This window comes from Sphingomonas sp. Leaf25 (assembly GCF_001421635.1).
Classification (GTDB): Bacteria; Pseudomonadota; Alphaproteobacteria; order Sphingomonadales; family Sphingomonadaceae; genus Sphingomonas.
This window is the reverse complement of the sequence record NZ_LMKU01000012.1, coordinates 162,939-167,236: the sequence shown is the minus strand read 5'-3', so window position 1 is coordinate 167,236 and position 4,298 is coordinate 162,939. Positions and strand designations below refer to the sequence as shown.

4 protein-coding genes are annotated in these 4,298 nt (G+C 69.0%); 3 read left to right on the top strand and 1 reads right to left on the bottom strand.

All coding sequences use genetic code 11. From position 1 onward, the window contains the following. On the top strand, positions 1-1,365 hold a 1,365-nt coding region (locus tag ASE78_RS05400; protein WP_082467059.1), incomplete at its 5' end, for a M48 family metalloprotease. 94 nt (positions 1,366-1,459) lie between these two features. On the opposite strand, the gene recG is transcribed toward ASE78_RS05400, so the two are convergent. Continuing rightward, positions 1,460-3,520 (bottom strand): ATP-dependent DNA helicase RecG, encoded by a 2,061-nt coding sequence (gene recG / locus ASE78_RS05395; protein WP_056494255.1) that lies wholly within the window; start codon positions 3,518-3,520, stop codon positions 1,460-1,462. Positions 3,521-3,595: 75 nt separating this feature from the next. Between recG and ASE78_RS05390 the strand changes: the two genes are divergently transcribed. Then, a complete protein-coding gene (locus tag ASE78_RS05390; RefSeq protein ID WP_055755797.1) occupies positions 3,596-3,862 on the top strand; it encodes a succinate dehydrogenase assembly factor 2 in 267 nt (88 codons plus the stop codon). A gap of 107 nt (positions 3,863-3,969) precedes the next feature. Then, a partial coding sequence (locus ASE78_RS19430) for a hypothetical protein (protein WP_235514911.1) occupies positions 3,970-4,298 on the top strand: 329 nt, incomplete at its 3' end.

The following is a 4,298-nucleotide window of genomic DNA, read 5'->3' as shown; positions in this document are numbered from 1 at the left end:
CCCGCCATGGCGCAGACACGATCGATCTCGCAAAGCGACCGCGCGCAGGGCGCGCAGGCCAATCCGCAGCTCATCGCCCAATATGGCGGCGCCTATGGCGGTCCGCAGTCGGCCTATGTCGAACGCATCGGCAAGCGGGTCGCGCTGCAATCGGGCCTGTCGAACGCCAGCGGCGACTTCACCGTCACCCTGCTCAACTCGCCGGTGGAAAACGCCTTCGCCATCCCCGGCGGCTATGTCTATGTCACCCGCCAGTTGCTGGCGCTGATGAACAGCGAGGCGGAACTGGCCGCCGTGCTGGGCCACGAAGTCGGCCATGTCGCCGCGCGCCACAGTAATTCGCGCAGCACCCGCTCGACGATCGGCAATCTCTTCGCCGCCGGCCTTGGCGCGGTGACGGGCAGCGACATCCTCGGCCGCGTCGCCGGTATCGGCTCGCAACTCTATACGCTGTCGTACAGCCGCAATCAGGAATATCAGGCCGACCAGTTCGGCGTGCGCTATGCCACCGCCGCCGGCTATGCGCCGATCGGCATGGCCGAGGCGCTGGCGCAACTGAACGAGGCGCAGGCGCTGGCCGGCCAGACCTCGGGCCGCGATGCCACGGCCGTGCCGACGTGGATGAGCACCCACCCCAATGGCGCCGAGCGCGTCCGCCGTGCCGAGGTGCTTGCCGCGCAGGCCGGCGGCACCACCGCGCAACCGGCGCAGGACGTGACCTATCTGCGGATGCTCGACGGCCTGCGCTACGACGACGATCCCGCGCAGGGCGTGATCGACGGCAGCATTTTCCGCCACCCGGCCCTGCGCATCCGTTTCACCGCGCCGTCGGGCTATACCATCGCCAACGGCACCGATGCGGTGACGATTGCCGGTCAGGGCGGGCAGGCCGAATTCCGCATGGCGGCGGCCGGCGATCCGGCCAGCGTCGCTCGCCAGCGGCTCGCCACGCTCGGCGCGCAGAACGTGTCCGAACCACGGGTCACGCGGATCAACGGCATCGACGTCGCGATCGCCTCGGCGCGCGCCACAGCCAGCAACCGTCAGGTCGACGTGACGATCGCCGCCTATCGCTACCCCTCGGCGACCTATCTCTTCCAGATCGTGACCCCGGCGGGTCAGGGCATCGGCCCGTTCGAGTCGCTGCTGCAAAGCCTCGCCCCGCTGACCCAGGCCGAAGCGAACGCGATCACCGGCAAGCGCATCCGCATCGCCACCGTCCGCGCGAACGACACGATCGACAGCCTCGCCCGGCAGATGGCCTATACCGACTATCAGCGCGAACGCTTCCTGACGCTGAACGGTCTGGGCGACGACGCCCGGCTGGTGCCGGGGCAGTTGGTGAAGCTGGTGGTGAAGGGCTGACGTTCTCCCCTCCNNGGTTAGGTTCGAGGCGGATGCTGCCGTTCCCTCGCAGACCGACCCACCCCCAACCCCTCCCTGTCAGGGAGGGGAGCCATCATCCCGATCGCAACCGTTTCACGCCACCATCGCGCTCGAACAGATACAGCGCCACCCGCGCCGCCTGCCCCCTCGGTCCCGTCAGCCCGCCGTCGCGATCAATCAGCAGCCGCGCATCGTCGTTCGCGACCGGCAGCAATGCGCCGAGCATGTCGGGTTCGGCCAGCCGGAACATCGCCTCGCCTGACTGCCGCGTGCCGAGCAGTTCGCCGCCGCCGCGCAGCCGCAGATCCTCCTCGGCGATGCGGAAGCCGTCGTTGCTCTCGCGCATCAGCGCCAACCGCGCCCGCGACGTTTCCGACAGCGCACGCCCACGCAGCAGCACGCACACCGACTTGCCGCCGCCGCGCCCCACCCGCCCGCGCAACTGGTGCAACTGCGCCAGACCGAAGCGGTCCGCCGCCTCGATCACGATCAGCGTGGCGTTGGGCACGTCGACACCCACCTCGATCACCGTCGTCGCCACCAGCACGCCGGTCCGCGCGGCGGCGAACTCGGCCATCACCGCGTCCTTTTCCAGCGGCTTCATCCGGCCGTGGACCAGTGCCACCTTGTCGCCGAACCGCGCGCGCAGCGCCTCCGCCCGCGCCTCGGCGGCGGCGAGGTCGGACTTCTCGCTCTCCTCGACCAGCGGGCAGACCCAATAGGCCTGTTTCCCCGCCGACAGATGCCGCGCGAGGCCGTCGATCACCGCGTCGAGCTTCTCCTCGGGCATCACCGCCGTCTCGATCGGTTCGCGTCCCGGCGGCATCTCGTCGAGCCGGCTGACGTCCATCTCGCCATATTGCGCCAGCGTCAGCGTGCGCGGGATCGGCGTCGCGGTCATCACCAGCAGATGCGGCGGCACCGCCGCCTTGTCCTGCAACATCATCCGCTGCGCCACGCCGAAGCGGTGCTGCTCGTCGACCACCACCAGCCCCAGATCGCGGTAGCCGACCGCTTCCTGAAAGATCGCATGCGTGCCGATCAATATGTCGATCTCGCCCGCCGCCAGCCCCATCAGCACGCCCTCGCGCACCCGCCCCTTGTCGCGGCCGGTCAGCACCGCCACGCTCACGCCGGTCCCGGCCAGTTGGCGTTGCAGCGTCGCATAATGCTGCCGCGCGAGGATTTCGGTCGGCGCCAGCAACGCCCCCTGCGCGCCGCCTTCGACGGCGATCAGCAGCGCCATCAGCGCGACCAGCGTCTTGCCCGACCCCACGTCCCCCTGAAGCAGCCGCAGCATCGGCTGCACCTGCGCCATGTCGCCCTCGATCTCACCGATCGTCCGCGCCTGCGCCCCCGTCGGCTTGTACGGCAGGTCCAGCCGCCCACGCAGCCGCCCGTCGCCGGTCAGCGCCCGTCCTTTGCGCGAGCGCGCCTCGCCGCGTACCAGCATCAGCGCCAACTGGTTGGCGAAGACCTCGTCATAGGCCAGCCGTTCCTTTGCCTTCGCGTCGGATGGATCGGCATGGACCCGCGCCAGCGCCTCGCGCCATGCCGGCCAGTCGCGCTTGGCGAGCAGACTCGGCTCGATCCATTCGGGCAAGTCCGGCGCGCGCTCGATCGCCTGCGCCGCCAACTGCCCCAGCCGGCGCGAGGTCAGCCCTTCGGACAGTGGATAGATCGCCTCACGCTCGGGCAGGCTCGCCGCCTCGTCGGGCGGCAGGACATGGTCGGGGTGGACCATCTGCAATTCCTGGCCATAGGTTTCGAGCTTGCCCGACACCAGCCGCGTTTCGCCAAGCGGCAGCAGCTTCTTGGCCCAGCCCGACGATCCACCGAAATAGGTCAGGTTCACGCTGTTGCCATGCGCGTCCTCGGCACGCACCCGTGTCGGCCCGCGCCCGGCGCTTACCCGGTAGTCGACGGCGGTCAGCGGAATCGCGATCACCCGCCCCGCATCCTGCGCCATCAGCTCGTCGCGTTTCAGCCGGTCGACCCAGCCGCTGGGGCAATGGAACGCCACGTCGACGACGCGGTGAAGCTTCAACCGGTCGAGCGGTTTGGCAAGCGCCGGCCCCACGCCCTTGAGCGAGGTGACTTCGGCGAACAGCGGGTTGAGGAGTTCGGGACGCATGACTATCTGCCCTCCCTATCGCGAGTTTGCCGATCGGGCGAGCCTCGCTGTCCCTTTGCCCCCAAGGAAGCGTCGATGGATCGCGACATTCGCCTCAAACGCCTGAAATTCCGAAGCTGGCACCGCGGCACGCGTGAGGCGGACCTGATGATCGGCGGCTATTTCGACCAGCATTCGGCGACATGGAGCGACGCGGACATGGACTGGTTCGAAACGTTTCTGGAGGAACAGGACGTCGACATCATGGCATGGGCGATGGGCGTCCAGCCCGCGCCGGCGCAGTTCGACCACCCCGTCCTCCACGCGATGCGCGCGATGGATTTCGTACCGGTCAGCAAGTAACTCCCTCTCCCCTTCAGGGGAGAGGGCCGGGNCTGCCACAACATCTGTCCCGCACACCCCCTCTCCCAACCCTCTCCCCCAAGGGGGAGAGGGCTTATAGGACGCCGATGCCCGACCTCTCCAAAATCCTGTCCGCCCCCCGTAGCCTCACCCTCGCGGGCGTGGCGGCAGGCTTCCTCCCCGTCCTCCTCGCCGATCTTGCGCGCGGCGCAAAGGGCGACCTCGTCCATATCGCCCCCGACGAATCGGCGATGCGCGCGATCGCCGCGACCGCGCCGTTCTTCGCGCCCGACCTGACGATCCTCCAGTTCCCGGCATGGGACTGCCTCCCCTATGACCGCGCCAGCCCGACGCTGCGTTCGATGGCCGAACGCCTCGCCGCGCTCCACGCGCTGCAAGCCAAGCCAAAAGGCCCGCGCCTGATCCTGACCACGGT

Coding starts and splice junctions, on each gene's coding strand:
- recG (WP_056494255.1), bottom strand. CDS start 3,520: ATGCGTCCCGAACTCCTCAACCCGCTGTTCGCCGAAGTCACCTCGCTC.
- ASE78_RS05390 (WP_055755797.1), top strand. CDS start 3,596: ATGGATCGCGACATTCGCCTCAAACGCCTGAAATTCCGAAGCTGGCAC.